The organism is Bradyrhizobium sp. NDS-1 (assembly GCF_032918005.1).
Lineage (GTDB): Bacteria > Pseudomonadota > Alphaproteobacteria > Rhizobiales > Xanthobacteraceae > Bradyrhizobium > Bradyrhizobium tunisiense.
In genome coordinates this window covers 6,901,178-6,917,815 of sequence record NZ_CP136628.1, presented here as the reverse complement: position 1 = coordinate 6,917,815, position 16,638 = coordinate 6,901,178, and the positions used below count along the sequence as shown (strand labels likewise).

The following is a 16,638-nucleotide window of genomic DNA, read 5'->3' as shown; positions in this document are numbered from 1 at the left end:
GTTTGTGACGTCCCGGGGGTAAGAGTATGCGTAAAGAATTGCTGCGCCGTCATGGGCGCGTCTGTCTGCTGGTTGCTGCCGCCATGCTGGTATCGCCGGCTGCCGGCCTCGCCGAGCCCACCGCCGACACCATCGCCGTCAATGTCGATCAGGCCAAGCTGGTGCGGCTGCCCGGCAAGGTAGCGACCATCGTGGTCGGCAATCCCCTGATCGCGGACGTCACCCTCCAGCCCGGCGGCATGATCGTCGTGACCGGCAAGGGGTATGGTGCCACCAATTTCATTGCGCTCGACCGGAGCGGCGAGATTCTGGTCGACCGCCAGATCCAGGTCGAGGGTCCGAGTGACCGGCTCGTCACCGTCTATCGCGGGATCGAGCGCGAGTCCTACAGCTGCGTGCCGCTTTGCCAGCGTCGCGTGACGCTCGGCGACAGTGACAACTACTTCAACAACACGATGAGCCAGGCCGGTTCGCTGAGCAGCAGTGCCAGCGGCAATGCCGGTACCGGCACCAAGCCCAACTAGCCCGCCGACTGGCGGGTTCGCCGGGCTGGGTCGCATGATCCCGCCGGGGCATTTTCCGGATGTCAGGGCGAGCTCGCTTCGCGCGCGCCGTCTTTCCACTGTCTCGCGGCGCGCACGGTTAACGCATCCTTGACGATGCGGTTCGCCGGACGTGAATCGCCTGCAACACTTAAACAATCAGTTTTAGCTATTGATCGAAGCAGAGGATCGCCTCTGCTGGAGAATTTGACGCGATGCCATCGCTTCCACCTACGAGGTTCACGCTCCGGAAAGCGCTATCCCGGTTTCATGGCAGCCGCCGCGGCTCCGCGGCGGTCGAGTTCGCGCTGGTTGCTCCGATCTTCTTCGCGCTGCTGTTCGCCATCATCGAGACGGCGCTGGTGTTCTTCGCAGGCCAGGTGCTCGAGACCGTCACCCAGAACTCCGCGCGTGCCATTCTGACCGGCCAGGCGCAAGCGCAGGGCGGCTCCGTGGCAGCCTGTCAGACCACGCCCAACGTGGTCTCGGCGTGTGATCAAAACACGTTCAAGACCTATGTCTGCAGCCAGATCCCGGCGCTCTTCGATTGCAGCAAGCTTTACGTCGACGTGGTGAGCACCAGCTCCTTCTCGGCGCTCAGTCTCACCAGCTACGGCGATTCCTGCAACTTCAATCCGACCGGTGTGCAATACAATCCCGGCAGCTCCAGCCAGGTCGTCGTCGTGCGGCTGTTCTATCAGTGGCCGCTCATCGTCACCGGTCTCGGCTACAACATCGGTTGCAGCAGCAAGCGGCTGCTGGTGGCGACCGCAGCCTTCAAGAACGAACCCTTCTGAGGCAGATGGATCCGAGCGCACCGATGCAGACGATTGCGAATTTCTCGAGGAACGTGCGCAGTTCGATGCGCGACTTCGTCGACGACAGCCGCGCGCTCGCGGCGACCGAGTTCGCGGTCATCGTGCCGCTGATGCTGGTGATGTTCTTCGGTACCGTCGAATTCTCGTCGGCCGTGGCGATCGATCGCAAGGTCACATTGATTGCACGGACGCTGTCCGACCTGACATCGCAGTCGACGACGCTGACCGATTCCGACATGCAGAACGCGTTCACGGCAAGCATCTCGATCATCATGCCTTACGACGCGACGCTCGTGAAAGGCTCGATCTCCCAGATCTATATCGACGCCAACAGCATTGCCACGGTCCAGTGGAGCAAGGCCGGTACCATTGCGAGCGGGGCGACGCAGGCGACGCTGGCGACCTCGGCTCGGAAGGCCGGCGACAAGGTCACCAGCGAGCTTCCCTCGACCCTGTTGATTCCGTCGACCTACCTCATACTCAGCGAGGCGAGCTACACTTACATACCTTCCGTGGGCTACGTGCTGAAGTCGAGCATACCGCTGAGCGATCTGTCCTACACGCGGCCGCGCCAGGTCACCTGCGTTCCCTACAACGGCGTGCCGTCCTCGTGCTGACTTCCACGAGCGGGCTTCCGGAATGAAAAAGGCCGTGCGTCGCGCACGGCCTTCCTGCTTTCTTTGGTGACGCAAGCCGATCGGCCAGGCGCCCTGCGGTTCAGCCTGCGGAGCGCAGGTTGTCCGCTGCCGACTTGCCGGAACGGCGGTCGGCCACGATCTCGTAGGAGATCTTCTGACCTTCACGCAGCGTGCCGAGGCCTGCACGCTCAACAGCGCTGATGTGAACGAACACGTCCTGGCCGCCGTCGTCGGGCTGAATGAAGCCGAAGCCTTTGGTCGCGTTAAACCACTTCACGGTTCCCATGCTCACGGGGGTAGTCCCTTCTCAGATAACACAATGTTGGAGCCCGCTCGCGCAGGCCGGTTAGATCGAATTTTTGGAAGGGTCGTCAGCGTGTCTGAACCGGCTGTACCGGTGGATGCTAATGTCGTCCGGCCGAAAATCGATTAATTCATTTTATCGGAATTGAGGCCTCAAAACAATCCGGCCATGCACGATTTTTTGATCCGCCGCGGGGGCCACGGCGGATCGACAGGCAGGCCGGAATCTGGCTGGCGGCGCGCGCGCCGGCAACCGCCTAGCGGCGGCGGAACTGGCCGCCGCGCTGGCCCGGACGAGGCGGTCCACCCACCCCGCTGGGACGCTCGTCCTTGTGGCGGAAAATCAGCCGGCCCTTCTCGAGATCATAAGGCGACATCTCCACCGTCACGCGGTCGCCCGCCAGCGTCTTGATGCGGTTCTTCTTCATCTTGCCGGCGGTATAGGCAACGATCTCATGTCCGGCGTCGAGCTGCACGCGGTAGCGGGCGTCGGGGAGGATTTCGGTGACCAGTCCTTCGAACTGGATCAGCTCTTCCTTAGCCATGTGGGGGGTCTCCAGTCGTGGACTGTTAGTTCGAATGAGGATTGCGATTCGGCCGGCCGTTGGGGCGACTCTCGCGACGCAAAAAGGCAACGCCTTGTATTCCATCAGGCTTGCCGGCGCTATGCGCGGGACGCTGTTCCGACCGATCGGCGGGTGAGGAGTTCATCTTACCACCGGAACCGTGGCGGCGGCGAGACCCCTTGGAGGCCTTGTGGCCCTCACCGGGCCTGCCATCAACAGGCCTGCCCTCGCCATGGCGTCCTTCGCCGGGTCGTCCGTCGCCCTGCCTGCTGGCGCTATGATGGCGTCCGTCGGCATGCCTGTCGTCGCTACGCCGTCCGTCGCCGTGCCGGGCACCCTGTGGGCGCTGGCCGGGGCGGCCTGACCGGCCCTGTCGCTGCTGCGCCGGGGGAGGGCCGGCATCGCGGCGGCCGGCGTCGGTGCGGTGGTCTTCGCGCGGCAGCGCCACGCGGATCAGCCGTTCGATGTCGCGGAGATAGCTGAGCTCCTCGCCGCCTGCGACCAGCGAGATCGCGGTGCCGTCGGCCCCGGCGCGCGCGGTGCGGCCGATGCGATGGACGTAGGTTTCCGGCACGTTGGGCAGGTCGAAATTGATGACGTGGCTGATGCCGTCGACGTCGATGCCGCGGGCGGCAATGTCGGTGGCGACCAGGGTCCGGATCTCGCCCGAGCGGAACTGGGCGAGCGTGCGCTCGCGATGGTTCTGCGACTTGTTGCCGTGGATGGCGCTGGCCGGGATGCCGGCCTTCTCGAGCGACTTCACCACCTTGTCGGCGCCGTGCTTGGTGCGGGTGAAGACCAGTGCGCGGTTGACCGGCTCGTCTTTCAGAAGCTTGGTCAGGAAGGCGGGCTTGGCGGAGAAGTCGACCTGGACGATGCGCTGGTTGATCCGCTCGGCGGTCGAGGAGACCGGGGTCACCGCGACGCGGGCGGGGTCACGCAGCATGGCGTCGGCGAGCTCGGCGATGTCCTTCGGCATGGTGGCCGAGAAGAACAGCGTCTGCCGCTTGATCGGCAGCTTGGCGACGATTTTGCGGATGTCGTTGATGAAGCCCATGTCGAGCATGCGATCGGCTTCGTCGAGCACGAGGAACTCGACGCTTCCGAGCTTCAGCCCGTTGCTCTGCACGAGGTCGAGCAGGCGGCCGGGGGTGGCCACCAGCACATCGACACCCGGCATCAGAGCGCGGACCTGACGGCCCATCGGCACGCCGCCGATGGCAAGCGTCGAGGACAGGCGGATGTGGCGGCCATAGGCGTTGAAGCTGTCGAGGATCTGGCCCGACAGCTCGCGGGTGGGTGACAGCACCAGGACCCGGCAGGTCTTGGGCTGCGGCTTGATGCGGTTCTCCAGCAGGCGATGCAGAATCGGCAGCGCGAAGGACGCCGTCTTGCCGGTGCCCGTCTGGGCGATGCCGACGACGTCGCGGCCGGTCAGTGCGATCGGAACGGTCTGGGCCTGGATGGGGGTGGGAGTGACGTAGTTCTCTTCGGTGAGAGCACGCGCGATCGGTTCGGCGAGGCCGAAATCCTGAAACGAAGTCAAAAGATGGGTTCTTTCCATGTCAAAAGCGGGCGCCCGGCGCATTCAGCGCGGCGCGCGCAAGAGGGTGTCGAGAAGACACCTGCGTGTTTAGGGTGTCGGATGGCTTGGGAGATATGGGGCAAGCCAGAGGCCCGTAGGGGCTTAAGAACACGCGGCTCGCAACGACCCCTTGATTCGCAAGAGATCTCGGTTGTTCATATGGAACATCGAGGGGGCGGTTTCAAGGCAGGGGCGCCCGAAATAGCGATTGCGGTGCAGAAATAGTTTTGCCGGAAATTTAGCCAGAGCTGGCGATCTGCCTAAAAGATAACCTCAATGCCGCTTTGGCATACATTTGAAGTGCTCAATATTTGAGCTGATTGATAGTGGCCAAACTTTGATTTCTGCCAGTTATTCCAGCGAAATCAAGATGTTGATGGGTGTTTCGTCCATGGCACGGTTCTTGCGAATCCGTTAATCGCAGGCGGCCGTGGGGCCGTTTCGCAGCGTTTTTCACGTCTGCGTCAGGGAGAACAGACACTCATGCTTAGCAAATCCATTCACGATATAGCGGCGTCATTTAGCCGCCGCGGCGTTCTCGCTGCCACCGCCGGCCTGATGCTCGGCCTGGCTCCATTGACCGGCGCGAAAGCCGCCGACGACACCATCAAGGTCGGCGTGCTGCACTCCCTTTCCGGCACCATGGCCATCAGCGAAACCACGCTGAAGGACACCATCCTCTTCCTGATCGACCAGCAGAACAAGAAAGGCGGCGTGAACGGCAAGAAGCTCGAGGCCGTCGTCGTCGATCCGGCCTCCAACTGGCCGCTGTTCGCCGAGAAGGCGCGCGAGCTGATCACCAAGGAGAAGGTCTCGGTGGTGTTCGGCTGCTGGACCTCGGTGTCGCGCAAGTCGGTGCTCCCGGTGTTCAAGGAGCTGAACAGCGTCCTGTTCTATCCCGTGCAGTACGAGGGTGAGGAAAGCGAGCGCAACGTGTTCTACACGGGTGCGGCGCCGAACCAGCAGGCGATCCCCGCCGTCGACTACCTGATGAAGGAAGAGAAGGTGAAGCGCTGGGTGCTCGCGGGCACCGATTACGTCTATCCGCGCACCACCAACAAGATCCTGGAAGCCTATCTGAAGTCCAAGGGTGTCGCCCAGGAAGACATCATGATCAACTATACGCCGTTCGGTCACTCCGACTGGCAGACGATCGTGGCCGACATCAAGAAGTTCGGCTCGGCCGGCAAGAAGACCGCGGTGGTCTCGACCATCAATGGCGACGCCAACGTTCCCTTCTACAAGGAGCTCGGCAACCAGGGCATCAAGGCCAAGGACATCCCGGTCGTGGCGTTCTCGGTGGGTGAGGAAGAACTCGCCGGTATCGACACCAAGCCGCTGGTCGGCCATCTCGCCGCCTGGAACTACTTCGAATCGATCAAGACCAAGGACGGATCGAACGAGAAGTTCATCAAGGACTGGCAGACCTACACCAAGAACCCGAAGCGCGTGACCAACGATCCGATGGAAGCGCATGTGATCGGCTTCAACATGTGGGTGAAGGCCGTCGAGAAGGTGAAGTCGACCGATGCGGACAAGGTGATCGATGCGCTTCCCGGCATCGAGGCGCCGAACCTGACCGGTGGCGTGTCGAAGATGCTGCCGAACCACCACATCACCAAGCCGGTGTTCATCGGCGAGATCAAGGCCAACGGCCAGTTCGACGTGGTCTGGAAGACCCCCGGTCTCGTGGCGGGCGATGCCTGGTCGAAGGAGCTCGACGGTTCCAAGGACCTGATCGGCGACTGGGTCGGCAAGAAGTGCGGCAACTTCAACACCAAGACCAACAAGTGCCTCGGTTCGGGCTCCTGATCCGGATCTGACACGCATTGCACGATAGGAGAAGGCGGCGATCCCGCCGCCTTCTCCACTCATTTCCGCCGGGGTCATTCACAGTGCCAGCCTATTTGTCCGCGCGCCTCTGCTCGCTTGCGCTCTCGATGTTGCTGATCGCGTTCGCACTGCCGGCCTTCGCCGGTCCGTTCGAGGACGGGGTCGCCAAATTCGCCAATGACGATTTTTCGGACACGGAAGAGGCAATCGGCGTGGTCGCGGGCAGCGGCAATCCCCTGGCTTTCCCCATCATCAGCGCGCTCCAGGACGGCCGCCTCATGGCCGACCCCGACAGCAAGAAGGTTTACGTCACCGGCACCGACGGCAAGTCGATCGATGCCGCGACGGGTCAGGCGGTGGCCAGCGTTCCCGACAGCGCGAGCGCGGTACGCCTCAACAACCGCCTGCGCCGCAGCGTCGATGCCGCGCTCGGCGGCCTGACGCTCCAGTCGCCGGACGTCGGGACGCGGCTTCAGGCGGCGCAATCCGTCTTCAAGTCGCATGAGGAGACCGCGCTCGAGGCCGTCGACGCCGCGCTTGCCAAGGAAACCAACAGATCCGTCAAGACGGTGCTGGGCGAGGCCCGCGCGGCCATCCTGCTGTTCAAGGCGGATGCCTCCGAGGTCGAGAAGCTCGACGCGGTTGCCACGCTCAAGGCCCGCGGCGACCAGGAGGCGATGGCGCTGCTCACCGGCATGGGCGACCAGCCGGCTTCGGTGACCAAGGCCGCCGCGAGCGCGATCGGATCAATCCAGTCTTCGCTCGCCATCTGGTCCACGGTTCAGAATGCCTGGTACGGCCTCTCGCTCGGCTCGGTGCTGCTGCTCGCCGCGATCGGACTCGCCATCACCTTCGGCGTGATGGGCGTGATCAACATGGCGCATGGCGAGATGGTGATGATCGGGGCCTACACCACTTTCGTGGTGCAGGAGGTGATCCGCACCCGCTATCCCGGCCTGTTCGACTATTCGCTGCTGATCGCCGTGCCGCTCGCCTTTGTCGTCGCCGGCGCGATCGGCGTATTGATCGAGCGCAGCATCATCCGCTTCCTCTATGGCCGTCCGCTGGAGACGCTGCTGGCGACCTGGGGCCTGTCGCTGGTGCTGCAGCAGGCGGTGCGCACCATGTTCGGCCCGACCAACCGCGAGGTCGGCAACCCCTCCTGGATGAGCGGCGCATTCGAGCTCGGGCAGATCACCATCACCTATAACCGGCTCTGGATCCTGGTGTTCACGCTTGCCGTGTTCGCCATCCTGCTCGCGATGCTGCGCTACACCGCGCTGGGCCTCGAGATGCGCGCGGTGACGCAGAACCGCCGCATGGCGGCCTCGATGGGCATCGCCACCTCGCGCGTCGACGCGCTGACCTTCGGCCTGGGTTCGGGCATTGCAGGCATCGCCGGGGTGGCGCTGTCGCAGATCGACAATGTCAGCCCCAATCTCGGCCAGAGCTACATCATCGACAGTTTCATGGTCGTGGTGTTCGGCGGCGTCGGCAATCTCTGGGGCACGCTGGTCGGTGCCTTCACGCTCGGCATCGCCAATAAATTCCTGGAGCCGGTCGCCGGCGCCGTCCTCGGCAAGATCGCCATCCTGGTTCTGATCATCCTGTTCATTCAAAAGCGGCCGCGCGGCCTGTTCGCGCTCAAGGGCCGTGCGGTGGAAGCATGACCCCTCACATGCTGACGCGATCGCTGGACCGCAGCGCGACGATCTTCCTTGCCGTCGTTGCGGCTTGCGGCATTCTCATCCCGCTCTCCAACCTGCTGCTGCCCGCAGGCTCGTTCCTGCAGGTGCCGACCTATCTCGTCGCGCTCTGGGGCAAATATGTCTGCTATGCCCTCCTCGCGCTCGCGATCGACCTGATCTGGGGCTATTGCGGCATCCTCTCGCTCGGCCACGGCGCCTTCTTCGCGCTCGGCGGCTACGCCATGGGTATGTATCTGATGCGGCAGATCGGCACCCGCGGCGTCTACGGCAACCCTGTTCTGCCCGATTTCATGGTGTTCCTGAACTATTCGAATCTGCCCTGGTACTGGTACGGCTTCGACATGTTCTGCTTCGCCGCGCTGATGGTGCTGGTCGTGCCCGGCCTGCTCGCCTTCTGCTTCGGCTGGCTCGCCTTCCGCTCCCGCGTCACGGGAGTCTATCTGTCGATCATCACGCAGGCGATGACCTATGCGCTGCTGCTCGCCTTCTTCCGCAACGATTTCGGCTTCGGCGGCAACAACGGCCTGACCGACTTCAAGGACATCCTCGGTTTCAACGTCCAGGCCGAAGGCACGCGCGCCGCATTGTTCGCGTTGAGCTGCCTGGCGCTGATCATCGGCTTCCTGATCTGCCGCGCCATCGTCTCGTCCAAGCTCGGCAAGGTGCTGATTGCGGTGCGGGACGCGGAATCGCGCACGCGCTTCCTCGGCTACCGCGTCGAATCCTACAAGCTGTTCGTGTTCACGGTGTCGGCCTGCATGGCCGGCGTCGCCGGCGCGCTCTACGTGCCGCAGGTCGGCATCATCAATCCATCCGAATTCGCGCCGGGCAATTCGATCGAGGCGGTGATCTGGGTCGCGGTCGGCGGCCGCGGCACGCTGGTCGGCGCCGCGCTCGGTGCCGTCGTCGTCAACTATGCCAAGACGTTCTTCACCTCCGGCATGCTGGCGCCGTACTGGCTGTTCATGCTGGGCGCGCTGTTCATCCTGGTGACGCTGCTGCTGCCGAAGGGGATCGTCGGCACTTTCAATGCATGGTGGGACCAGTCGAAGGAAAAGCGCAACGCCGCGAACCTGGCGAGCGCTGCGGCCGAAGAGGGCGTCACCGAACCCAAGATGGCGGAGTAGCGCGATGAACGTCATGGATACTCGCACGACTTCCGCGATGCTGTATCTCGACGGCGTGCACGTCTCGTTCGACGGCTTCCACGCCATCAACAATCTTTCGCTGACGCTCGAGCCCGGCGAGATGCGCGCCATCATCGGCCCCAACGGGGCCGGCAAGACCACGATGATGGACATCATCACCGGCAAGACCAAGCCGGATGAGGGCACCGTGCTGCTCGACGGCGTCACCGATCTGACGCGCCTGGACGAGACCCGCATCGCCGAGCTCGGCATCGGCCGCAAGTTCCAGAAGCCGACCGTGTTCGAGAGCCAGACGGTGCAGGACAATCTCCTGCTTGCGCTCAATGTCGACCACTCGGTCCGCGGCACGCTGTTCTGGCGCGGCAGCAAGGCCGAGTCCGAGCGCATCGACAAGGTGCTGGAGACGATCCGTCTCACCGACGCCCGCAACCGTCTCGCAGGCAGCCTCAGCCACGGCCAGAAGCAGTGGCTCGAGATCGGAATGCTGCTGGCGCAGGATCCGAAGCTGCTTCTCGTCGACGAACCGGTCGCCGGGATGACCGACGTCGAGACCCATCTCACCGCCGAGCTGCTCAAGGAGATCAACAAGACACATACCGTGATGGTGGTCGAGCACGACATGACGTTCGTGCGCGAGCTCGGCGTCAAGGTTACCTGCCTGCACGAAGGCACGGTGCTGGCGGAAGGAACCATCGACCAGGTCTCGTCCAACGAGCGGGTCATTGAAGTTTATCTGGGGCGCTGAGTGATGCTTGAGGTCAAGGACATCAACCTGTTCTACGGCGCGGCGCAGGCGCTGCGCGGCGTCTCCATCGCGGCCGAGCCGGGCAAGGTCACTTGCGTGCTCGGACGCAACGGCGTCGGCAAGACCTCGCTGTTGCGCGCCATGGTCGGGCAATATCCGATCTCGTCGGGTGCGATCATGCTCGACGGCAGCGACATCACGGCCCTGAAGCCCTACGAGCGGGCGCGTAAGGGCATCGGCTTCGTGCCGCAGGGCCGCGAGATCTTTCCGCTGCTGACGGTCGAGGAAAACCTCAAGACCGGCTTCGGTCCGCTCAAGCGCGAGGACAGGCACATTCCGGACGACGTATTCTCGCTGTTTCCCGTGCTGCAGTCCATGTTGGGCCGGCGCGGCGGCGATCTCTCCGGTGGTCAGCAGCAGCAGCTCGCGATAGGCCGCGCACTGGTGATGCGACCGAAATTGCTGCTGCTCGACGAGCCGACCGAGGGCATCCAGCCCTCGATCATCAAGGACATCGGCCGTGCGATCTCGTACCTGCGCAATCTCGGCAACATCGCCATCGTGCTGGTCGAACAATATCTCGACTTTGCCTGCGAACTCGGCGACAGTTTCGCCGTGATGGATCGCGGCGCGGTGAAGTTCAGCTGCGACCGCTCCAATCTCGATCCGGGCGAGATCAGCCGCCAGATGGCGCTGTAAGCCATTCTGCCGCGATCGGCTGGGGAGGCGGATGCGCAGCGACGTTTTGGTCACGTCAGGGGTTTTCGAGGCGAACCGGGCCCGCGGCGCGGTGCGCTTCGACGTGCATGCGCGCGATGGTGTGACACGGCGCGGGACTTTGCATGAATCCGGCTCGTTGCGCGTGCGCTTTCCTTCGCCGGAAGACGACGGACTCTCCGGCGTGTTCGTCAACACGGCCGGCGGCGTTGCCGGCGGCGATCGCTTCGACATCGAGATCTCGGCGACGGATCGCTCGCGGCTGACCTTGACGACGGCGGCGGCCGAAAAGGTCTATCGCGCGCCGGGCGCGGCGGCGCAGCTCGGCATCGCACTGAAGGTCGGCACAGGCGCGCATTTGTCTTGGCTGCCGCAGGAAACCATCCTGTTCGACCGCGCGCGCGTCCATCGCTGCTTCGACATCGAACTCGACGAGGCGGCCTCGCTGCTCCTTTGTGAAATTGTCGTATTCGGCCGGACCGCTATGGGCGAGCGGATGGAGCAGGGCGAGTTCGTCGATCGCTGGCGGCTGCGTCGCGGCGGCGGGCTGGTATTCGCCGAGACGGTCAGGCTCGACGGCGATATCGGCGCAAGACTTGGGCGATCTGCCGTGGCCAAAGCCGGCGCCGCGATCGGGACCGCCCTGATCGTGCCCGGTGACGAGACACTTGTCGAGCGCATTCGGGAGGCCTCGGAGTCGTTCTCCGGCGAGGTCGGAATCTCCGCGTGGAATGGCTTTGCAATGGCGCGGTTCTGTGCCCAAGATGCGGCGCGTTTGCGCGCCGACATGATGGCCGTGCTGGCGCGCACCGGTGCGGCCCTGCCGCGGCTCTGGCTGAACTGACTGGCTGAATTGACGAGTTGAACGGAAGAGATTCTGCATGAACCTGTCTCCCCGCGAAAAGGACAAGCTTCTGATCTCGATGGCGGCGATCGTGGCGCGCCGCAGGCTGGATCGCGGCGTCAAGCTCAATCATCCCGAGGCGATTGCGATCATCTCCGATTTCATCCTGGAAGGCGCGCGCGACGGCCGCACCGTCGCCGAGCTGATGCAATCCGGCGCGCAGGTGCTCACCCGCGACCAGGTGATGCCGGGCATTCCCGAGATGATCCACGACATCCAGGTCGAGGCGACCTTTCCGGATGGGACGAAGCTCGTGACCGTGCATGAGCCAATCAGGTAGGAGCGCGACATGATCCCCGGCGAACTCTTCATCCAGAACGGCGAGATCGAGCTCAATGCCGGCCGCAAGACCGTGACGCTGACGGTGGCCAACACCGGCGATCGCCCGATCCAGGTCGGCTCGCACTATCATTTCTTCGAAACCAACCCGGCCCTGAAGTTCGACCGCAAGAAAGCTCGTGGCATGCGCCTCGACATCGCCGCCGGCACGGCAGTCCGCTTCGAGCCCGGCCAGACCCGCGACGTGCAACTCGTCGCGGTGGCGGGGAAGAAGACGATTTACGGCTTCCGTGGCGAGGTCATGGGGAAGCTGTGACGTAAGCCGAGGCGAGTGCCGTGGTCCACAGTGAGGTTAGCACGCCGGTCGGGCTCCCTCCCCCCTTGCGGGGGAGGGTTGGGGAGAGGGGTATGCCACACGACGAGGTCCCTCAGTTGCAAAGAACCCGCGCCAAGCTCATCGTTGAGCTCGATGGTGAGAGCCACGATCTCGAAGACCGCATACGCCACGATGAGCGACGCGACCAATGGTTCGTATCCCGCGGATACCGTGTGCTGCGTTTCACCAACGACGACGTGATGAAAAATCTCGAGGGGGTTGTTCTTTCCATTATCGAAGCAGCGGAGCAAGCGGTACCCCTCTCCCTAACCCTCCCCCGCAAGGGGGGAGGGAACCCGTCCAGCGATGCGTCCCTGACTGATGACAAGAGTGGCGCGTCTCCCGGCGTCGAGGAGGCATGATCATGCTGTCCCCCATCCGCCTCGTCTCAGAAGCTGCCGAGCTCGCCGCGCATCGTCATAACGGCATGGCGCGCAAGGGCCGCGGCAATGAGCCCTATACCAATCATCTCGCCGAGGTCGCGAACCTGCTCGCGACTGCGACCGACGGTGCTGATGCCGAGCTGGTCGCGGCCGGCTGGCTGCACGACACCATCGAGGATACCGACACCACGCGCGAGGAGCTTGCGCACAGATTTTCGGAGCGTGTCGCCTCGCTCGTCGCCGAGTGCACCGACGACATGAGCTTGCCGAAAGCGCAGCGGCGGCAGAAGCAGATCGAGGACGCGCCCAACAAATCGCCGGGAGCCAAGCTGATCAAGATCGCCGACAAGATCAGCAATACAGGGGCGCGCATGCACACCGACCTGAGCGCCGAGGAGCGTGATGATCTCGCCGATTACATCGGCTGGGCCACGCAGGTCGTTGCGGGCTGCCGCGGCGGCAATGTCTGGCTCGACGAGAAATTCGATGATGCCGTGAAAGCAGCGAGGGCCTTGCTGTGACCCACCAAACATTCAAACGCAAACGGGGCTTGTGATGTCCGTCAAGATGAAGCGTTCTGTCTACGCCGACATGTTCGGCCCGACCACCGGCGACAAGGTGCGGCTCGCCGACACCGATCTCATCATCGAGGTCGAGAAGGATTTCACCACCTATGGCGAGGAGGTTAAGTTCGGCGGCGGCAAGGTGATCCGCGACGGCATGGGCCAGTCGCAGGTCACCAACAAGCAGGGCGCCGCCGATACCGTCATCACCAATGCGCTGATCGTCGATCACTGGGGCATCGTGAAGGCGGACGTCGCCATCAAGGACGGCATGATCGCCGGCATCGGCAAGGCCGGCAATCCTGACATCCAGCCGGGCGTGACCATCATCATCGGCCCCGGCACCGATGTGATCGCGGGCGAAGGCAAGATCCTTACCGCCGGCGGGTTCGACAGCCACATCCATTTCATCTGCCCGCAGCAGATCGAGCACGCGCTCATGTCTGGCGTCACCTCGATGCTTGGCGGCGGCACCGGCCCCTCGCATGGCACCTTCGCCACCACCTGTACACCGGGCCCGTGGCACATCGCGCGGATGATCCAGTCGTTCGACGCCTTCCCGGTCAATCTCGGCATTTCCGGCAAGGGCAACGCATCACGCCCGGCCGCACTGGTCGAGATGATCAAGGCAGGCGCCTGCGCGCTGAAGCTGCACGAGGATTGGGGCACGACGCCGGCGGCGATCGACAACTGCCTGTCGGTGGCCGATGCTCACGACATCCAGGTGATGATCCACACCGACACGCTGAACGAGTCCGGCTTCGTCGAGGACACCATCAAGGCCTTCAAGGGCCGCACCATCCACGCCTTCCACACCGAGGGCGCCGGCGGCGGTCACGCCCCCGATATCATCAAGGTCGCCGGGCTCAAAAACGTGCTGCCGTCCTCGACCAACCCGACGCGGCCCTTTACGCGCAACACCATCGACGAGCATCTGGACATGCTGATGGTGTGCCACCACCTAGATCCCTCGATCGCCGAAGATCTCGCCTTCGCCGAGAGCCGTATCCGCAAGGAAACCATCGCCGCCGAGGACATCCTGCACGATCTCGGCGCGCTATCGATGATGTCCTCGGACTCGCAGGCCATGGGCCGGCTCGGCGAGGTCATCATCCGGACCTGGCAGACCGCCGACAAGATGAAGAAGCAGCGTGGGGCGTTGCCGCAGGACAAGGGCAAGGACAACGACAACTTTCGCGTCAAGCGCTACATCGCCAAATACACCATCAATCCGGCGATCGCGCATGGCGTTTCGAAACTGATCGGCTCCGTGGAGAAGGGCAAGCTCGCCGATCTCGTGCTGTGGTCGCCCGCCTTCTTCGGCGTCAAGCCGGATTGCATCGTTAAGGGCGGCAGCATCGTGGCCGCTCCCATGGGCGATCCGAATGCCTCGATCCCGACACCGCAGCCGGTGCACTATCAGCCGATGTTCGGCGCCTACGGCAAGGCGCGCACGGCATCCTCCGTGGTGTTCACCTCGAAGGCTGCCGTCACCGGCGGCCTCGCGCGAAAGCTTGGCATCGACAAGAAGCTCTATGCTGTCCAGAACACCCGCGGCAGGATCTCCAAGAAAAGCATGATCCACAACGACGCCACGCCCAATATCGAGGTCGATCCCGAGACCTACGAGGTGCGGGCCGATGGCGAGCTGCTGACCTGCGCCCCCGCCGAAGTGCTGCCGATGGCGCAGCGATATTTCATGTACTGAAATAGCACCTCAACGTATGTCCTGGTACGTGTCCAGGATGGCCTTTCCGGTGTTGCGTTCGATCCCGCCTGGTCTAATGTCCCGCCCGGTATCGTAACCCAGAAGAAAAGCCGGGAGGATTTCTCGTGATCTACGTCGTTGCTACCTTGACCATCAGGCCTGAAACGCGCGCCGAATTCATTGCAGCCGCCACCGCCTGCATCAAGGAGACGCGCAAAGAGCCCGGCAATATCGCCTATGACATGCATGAGAGCGTCACCGACCCCAGCAAGATGGTGTTCGTCGAGCAGTGGGAGAATGCCGAGGCGCTGGTGCCGCATCGTGCCATGGAGCACATGAAGACCTTCGGTCGGGTCGCGGTGAAGTGCTTCACCGCGCCGCCGAAGATCGAGGTGATCACGCCCGAGAAGGTCGAGACACGGTAACAAGGTAAAAGCGCATGATCCGGGCGACGCAGGTTAAGGGACAGCACCGCTTTACGGAAGCGCCGGCGGATACGGTCGTGCTCGATTTCGACGATCGGCACCGCCGCCGCATGGCGATGACGGGGACGCGGGGGCTCGAATTCCTGCTCGACCTGGAGCACGCCGTCGCGCTGCGCGGCGGTGATGCGCTGGTACTGGAGGACGGAAGGCTGGTCGAGGTGGTCGCGGCGCCCGAGCCGCTGCTCGAGATCCGCGGCCACGATCCGCACCATCTGATTCGCGTCGGCTGGCATCTCGGCAATCGTCATCTGCCGACGCAGATCATGGCCAAAGCCTTGCGCATCCGCCGTGACCACGTCATCGAAGCCATGGTGAAGGGGCTCGGCGCGCGCGTGATCGAGATCGAGGCGCCGTTCGATCCCGAAGGCGGCGCCTATGCCGATGCCGGCCACGCGCATGGGCACGACGACCATGCGCATCACGACCACGGCCATCATCATGATCACGATCACCATGATCATCACGGCCACGATCATCATGTCCATGATCACGCCGCACATGACCATGGGCACGATCACCACCATCACCACGACGAGCATTGCGACCATCCCGATCATCACCACGGCCACACGCATGCTCATGACCACAAATGAGCCGGTCGGCGCCGGTGACCTCGCCGCGCGCGAGGCGGCGGCGCTGTACCGGTTGATGACCTGGTTGTCGCCCGCATTCCCGGTCGGCGGATTCTCCTACTCCAGCGGCATCGAATGGGCGGTCGAGGCCGGCGACATCACGGATATTGCGACGCTGGCGGATTGGCTCGACGCGATGCTCTGCGACGGCTCCGGCTTCTGCGATGCGACGTTTCTGGTCCATTCCTATCGCGCCACGGAGGCGGGCGATGAGGTCACTTTGAACGATATCGCAGAGCTCGCTGCTGCTTTCGTGCCGTCGCGCGAGCGGCAGCTGGAGACGAGCTCGCAGGGCCGCGCCTTCATCGCCATCACCCGCGCCGCGTGGGATGCCGACGGCCTGGATGCCATGGTTGCGGCATGCCGCACGCCATTGGTCTATCCGGTCGCGGTCGGCGTGGTCGCGGCCAAGCACGGTGTGCCGCTGGCGCCGACGCTTCACGCCTTTCTGCATGCGCTGGTCTCGAACTGGATTTCCGCGGCCAGCCGGCTCATCCCGCTCGGCCAGACCGACAGCCAGCGCGTGCTGGTGAGGCTGGAAGCCATTGTGGCCGCGACCGCCAATCGTGCATTGAATGCGATATTGGATGATCTCGGCAGCGCGACCTTTCGCGCCGATCTCGCCAGCCTGCGGCACGAGACGCAATATACCAGGCTGTTTCGATCGTGAGAGCGAGGCGGCCTTCAACCCATCGAGAGCGAGC

General features: G+C 63.7%; 20 protein-coding genes. 17 read left to right on the top strand and 3 right to left on the bottom strand.

Annotated features, from left to right (window positions below; all coding sequences use genetic code 11):
* Positions 1 to 26: 26 nt before the first annotated feature.
* From RX330_RS32290 to RX330_RS32280, 3 genes are all read left to right on the top strand, one after another.
* Positions 27 to 524 (top strand): pilus assembly protein N-terminal domain-containing protein, encoded by a 498-nt coding sequence (locus RX330_RS32290; protein ID WP_212087869.1) that lies wholly within the window; start codon positions 27 to 29, stop codon positions 522 to 524.
* Between the two features lie 233 nt (positions 525 to 757).
* Positions 758 to 1,339, top strand: a complete 582-nt coding sequence (locus tag RX330_RS32285) for a TadE/TadG family type IV pilus assembly protein (protein ID WP_317241175.1) — start codon at positions 758 to 760, stop codon at positions 1,337 to 1,339.
* A 23-nt stretch (positions 1,340 to 1,362) separates the two neighbouring features.
* Positions 1,363 to 1,977 carry a TadE/TadG family type IV pilus assembly protein gene (locus RX330_RS32280; RefSeq protein ID WP_249153341.1) on the top strand — a complete coding sequence of 205 codons (615 nt, stop codon included), beginning with the start codon at positions 1,363 to 1,365 and terminating at the stop codon, positions 1,975 to 1,977.
* A 100-nt stretch (positions 1,978 to 2,077) separates the two neighbouring features.
* On the opposite strand, the gene RX330_RS32275 is transcribed toward RX330_RS32280, so the two are convergent.
* From RX330_RS32275 to RX330_RS32265, 3 genes are all read right to left on the bottom strand, one after another.
* Positions 2,078 to 2,290 (bottom strand): cold-shock protein, encoded by a 213-nt coding sequence (locus RX330_RS32275; RefSeq protein ID WP_007599788.1) that lies wholly within the window; start codon positions 2,288 to 2,290, stop codon positions 2,078 to 2,080.
* Between the two features lie 268 nt (positions 2,291 to 2,558).
* On the bottom strand, positions 2,559 to 2,846 hold the full coding sequence (gene infA / locus RX330_RS32270; protein ID WP_008131890.1) for a translation initiation factor IF-1: 288 nt from the start codon (positions 2,844 to 2,846) through the stop codon (positions 2,559 to 2,561).
* Positions 2,847 to 2,871: 25 nt separating this feature from the next.
* Positions 2,872 to 4,455, bottom strand: coding sequence for a DEAD/DEAH box helicase (locus RX330_RS32265; protein WP_212087873.1), 1,584 nt, complete (start codon positions 4,453 to 4,455; stop codon positions 2,872 to 2,874).
* A gap of 480 nt (positions 4,456 to 4,935) precedes the next feature.
* Here RX330_RS32265 and urtA point away from each other — a divergent pair, with 480 nt between their 5' ends.
* The 14 genes from urtA to RX330_RS32195 all read left to right on the top strand — a co-directional run bounded on the left by urtA (position 4,936) and on the right by RX330_RS32195 (position 16,604).
* Positions 4,936 to 6,264: an urea ABC transporter substrate-binding protein gene (gene urtA, locus RX330_RS32260; RefSeq protein WP_212087875.1), complete on the top strand. Its 1,329-nt coding sequence runs from the start codon at positions 4,936 to 4,938 to the stop codon at positions 6,262 to 6,264.
* Between the two features lie 83 nt (positions 6,265 to 6,347).
* A complete protein-coding gene (urtB, locus tag RX330_RS32255; protein WP_317241173.1) occupies positions 6,348 to 7,955 on the top strand; it encodes an urea ABC transporter permease subunit UrtB in 1,608 nt (535 codons plus the stop codon).
* Positions 7,952 to 9,121: an urea ABC transporter permease subunit UrtC gene (gene urtC, locus RX330_RS32250; RefSeq protein ID WP_317241172.1), complete on the top strand. Its 1,170-nt coding sequence runs from the start codon at positions 7,952 to 7,954 to the stop codon at positions 9,119 to 9,121. The genes urtB and urtC overlap by 4 nt, the downstream gene beginning before the upstream one ends.
* 4 nt (positions 9,122 to 9,125) lie before the next feature.
* Complete coding sequence (gene urtD, locus RX330_RS32245) at positions 9,126 to 9,887, top strand: urea ABC transporter ATP-binding protein UrtD (protein ID WP_317241171.1); 762 nt, start codon at positions 9,126 to 9,128, stop codon at positions 9,885 to 9,887.
* Between the two features lie 3 nt (positions 9,888 to 9,890).
* On the top strand, positions 9,891 to 10,586 hold the full coding sequence (gene urtE / locus RX330_RS32240) for an urea ABC transporter ATP-binding subunit UrtE (protein WP_317241170.1): 696 nt from the start codon (positions 9,891 to 9,893) through the stop codon (positions 10,584 to 10,586).
* 31 nt (positions 10,587 to 10,617) lie between these two features.
* Complete coding sequence (locus RX330_RS32235) at positions 10,618 to 11,448, top strand: urease accessory protein UreD (protein WP_317241169.1); 831 nt, start codon at positions 10,618 to 10,620, stop codon at positions 11,446 to 11,448.
* Between the two features lie 37 nt (positions 11,449 to 11,485).
* Positions 11,486 to 11,788, top strand: a complete 303-nt coding sequence (locus RX330_RS32230) for an urease subunit gamma (RefSeq protein ID WP_007605424.1) — start codon at positions 11,486 to 11,488, stop codon at positions 11,786 to 11,788.
* Positions 11,789 to 11,797: 9 nt separating this feature from the next.
* Positions 11,798 to 12,103 (top strand): urease subunit beta, encoded by a 306-nt coding sequence (locus RX330_RS32225; protein WP_317241168.1) that lies wholly within the window; start codon positions 11,798 to 11,800, stop codon positions 12,101 to 12,103.
* 92 nt (positions 12,104 to 12,195) lie between these two features.
* A complete protein-coding gene (locus tag RX330_RS32220) occupies positions 12,196 to 12,525 on the top strand; it encodes an endonuclease domain-containing protein (RefSeq protein ID WP_317241167.1) in 330 nt (109 codons plus the stop codon).
* 2 nt (positions 12,526 to 12,527) lie between these two features.
* Positions 12,528 to 13,067 carry an HD domain-containing protein gene (locus RX330_RS32215; RefSeq protein WP_317241166.1) on the top strand — a complete coding sequence of 180 codons (540 nt, stop codon included), beginning with the start codon at positions 12,528 to 12,530 and terminating at the stop codon, positions 13,065 to 13,067.
* Between the two features lie 34 nt (positions 13,068 to 13,101).
* Positions 13,102 to 14,817 carry an urease subunit alpha gene (gene ureC / locus RX330_RS32210; protein WP_212087904.1) on the top strand — a complete coding sequence of 572 codons (1,716 nt, stop codon included), beginning with the start codon at positions 13,102 to 13,104 and terminating at the stop codon, positions 14,815 to 14,817.
* Positions 14,818 to 14,942: 125 nt separating this feature from the next.
* On the top strand, positions 14,943 to 15,242 hold the full coding sequence (locus RX330_RS32205) for a putative quinol monooxygenase (RefSeq protein ID WP_317241165.1): 300 nt from the start codon (positions 14,943 to 14,945) through the stop codon (positions 15,240 to 15,242).
* A 14-nt stretch (positions 15,243 to 15,256) separates the two neighbouring features.
* Positions 15,257 to 15,895: an urease accessory protein UreE gene (locus tag RX330_RS32200; RefSeq protein ID WP_317241164.1), complete on the top strand. Its 639-nt coding sequence runs from the start codon at positions 15,257 to 15,259 to the stop codon at positions 15,893 to 15,895.
* On the top strand, positions 15,876 to 16,604 hold the full coding sequence (locus RX330_RS32195; RefSeq protein WP_317244012.1) for an urease accessory protein UreF: 729 nt from the start codon (positions 15,876 to 15,878) through the stop codon (positions 16,602 to 16,604). Before RX330_RS32200 ends, RX330_RS32195 begins: the two co-directional genes overlap by 20 nt.
* Positions 16,605 to 16,638 lie beyond the last annotated feature (34 nt).

Coding starts and splice junctions, on each gene's coding strand:
- urtD (WP_317241171.1), top strand. CDS start 9,126: ATGAACGTCATGGATACTCGCACGACTTCCGCGATGCTGTATCTCGAC.
- RX330_RS32235 (WP_317241169.1), top strand. CDS start 10,618: ATGCGCAGCGACGTTTTGGTCACGTCAGGGGTTTTCGAGGCGAACCGG.
- RX330_RS32265 (WP_212087873.1), bottom strand. CDS start 4,455: ATGCGCCGGGCGCCCGCTTTTGACATGGAAAGAACCCATCTTTTGACT.
- urtA (WP_212087875.1), top strand. CDS start 4,936: ATGCTTAGCAAATCCATTCACGATATAGCGGCGTCATTTAGCCGCCGC.
- RX330_RS32280 (WP_249153341.1), top strand. CDS start 1,363: ATGCAGACGATTGCGAATTTCTCGAGGAACGTGCGCAGTTCGATGCGC.
- RX330_RS32220 (WP_317241167.1), top strand. CDS start 12,196: ATGCCACACGACGAGGTCCCTCAGTTGCAAAGAACCCGCGCCAAGCTC.
- RX330_RS32285 (WP_317241175.1), top strand. CDS start 758: ATGCCATCGCTTCCACCTACGAGGTTCACGCTCCGGAAAGCGCTATCC.
- RX330_RS32230 (WP_007605424.1), top strand. CDS start 11,486: ATGAACCTGTCTCCCCGCGAAAAGGACAAGCTTCTGATCTCGATGGCG.
- urtE (WP_317241170.1), top strand. CDS start 9,891: ATGCTTGAGGTCAAGGACATCAACCTGTTCTACGGCGCGGCGCAGGCG.
- RX330_RS32195 (WP_317244012.1), top strand. CDS start 15,876: ATGCTCATGACCACAAATGAGCCGGTCGGCGCCGGTGACCTCGCCGCG.
- ureC (WP_212087904.1), top strand. CDS start 13,102: ATGTCCGTCAAGATGAAGCGTTCTGTCTACGCCGACATGTTCGGCCCG.
- RX330_RS32290 (WP_212087869.1), top strand. CDS start 27: ATGCGTAAAGAATTGCTGCGCCGTCATGGGCGCGTCTGTCTGCTGGTT.
- urtC (WP_317241172.1), top strand. CDS start 7,952: ATGACCCCTCACATGCTGACGCGATCGCTGGACCGCAGCGCGACGATC.
- RX330_RS32215 (WP_317241166.1), top strand. CDS start 12,528: ATGCTGTCCCCCATCCGCCTCGTCTCAGAAGCTGCCGAGCTCGCCGCG.
- infA (WP_008131890.1), bottom strand. CDS start 2,846: ATGGCTAAGGAAGAGCTGATCCAGTTCGAAGGACTGGTCACCGAAATC.
- RX330_RS32200 (WP_317241164.1), top strand. CDS start 15,257: ATGATCCGGGCGACGCAGGTTAAGGGACAGCACCGCTTTACGGAAGCG.
- RX330_RS32225 (WP_317241168.1), top strand. CDS start 11,798: ATGATCCCCGGCGAACTCTTCATCCAGAACGGCGAGATCGAGCTCAAT.